This is a genomic window from Actinoplanes sp. DH11, assembly GCF_020873875.1.
Taxonomy (GTDB): Bacteria; Actinomycetota; Actinomycetes; order Mycobacteriales; family Micromonosporaceae; genus Actinoplanes.
On the sequence record NZ_JAHWGU010000076.1, the window covers coordinates 1 to 1,172 of the forward strand.

Genomic DNA, 1,172 nt, shown 5'->3' on the forward strand with positions numbered 1-1,172 from the left:
TTCGGTCATCGTGGTGTCCGCGGTGGTGGCGTCAGTGGTGGCGATGTTGGTGATCAGGTTCGGTGGCGGTGGGGTGCCGGTGGTGCCGGGTTCGCCCGGTGTGGCGTCGCAGGTTTCGCTGATGTGCAGTTTGTAGCCGTTCCAGGCCAGTCCGCGTTTGCGGCCGCGGCGGGCGTCGAGGTCGTACGGGGATGTGATCTTCGATCTGGCGGGCGGGAGCCCGTCCGTGGCTTCCCGCATTCTGATCACCTGCCGTCCCTGCCGGTCGGTGGTGACCATGTAGTTCTGCACCAGCACGACGCGCAGCGTGTTCACGGCCGGTAGCTGGGCGAGCCAGGGCGGGCTCTGCGGGGAGAACACCGCTTGGAGCAGGGCGTGGGCGTCGCGGCCGTACTCGGCGCCGATCTGGTCGCGTCGGGTTTTCGACGCCGGTAGCCGCCACGAGTCGATGCGCTGGCCGTAACGCTGCTGCCAGCCGGGCACGTCGATCACCTCGGCCAGCCAGTCCGGGGCCGCCGCGGTGATCGCTTCCAGGGCCGCGCGCACGGATTCGCCGCCCAGTTCGACCCGGTTGAGGTCACGGACCGCGGCCAGCACGTGGGTGGAATCGGTGCGTTGCTTACCACCGGACTTCAGTAACCCCCGCTCGACCAGGGCCGCTACCAGCAGGTCCAACGCCTTGAGTTCGAGCCCGTGTTCGACAAGACGAGTCCGGAACTGCGACAACACCGTGAAGTCGAAACCCGCATCGGTCAGCGTCAACCCGAGCGCGTACTTCCACGACAGCTGATCCCGGACCGACTCGGCGGCCTGCCGGTCGGTTTTGTTCTCCACCATCTGCAGCACGGTCACCAGCGCCAACCGCCCCGGTGACCAGCCCGCCGGCCCCTGAACAGCGAACGCCCGCACAAACTCGGCGTCGGCGAACACCTCACCCAACTCGTCACGGATCACCACCGGCAACGGCGCCTTACGCCGGCCATACATCGCCCGCACCGCTCGACTGATCTCCGGCGACGGCTCAGGCCACGATTCCGGACGCACCGACATCGACCACTACCTCCCCCGGCAGGACACAGGAAGCCCACCACACCACGACCATCCAGCCACCACCAACCACCACACGCCAGCCGACACGCCCACCACACCAAATGGGCAACAGAGTCGCTAGC

At 67.5% G+C, this 1,172-nt stretch carries 1 protein-coding gene; it reads right to left on the reverse strand.

Going from position 1 to position 1,172, the window contains the following annotated elements; all coding sequences use genetic code 11:
• Window positions 1–987, reverse strand: a 987-nt coding sequence (locus LPA41_RS40775) for a transposase (RefSeq protein WP_229076857.1), incomplete at its 3' end; no start/stop codon positions are given.
• Window positions 988–1,172: the final 185 nt, after the last annotated feature.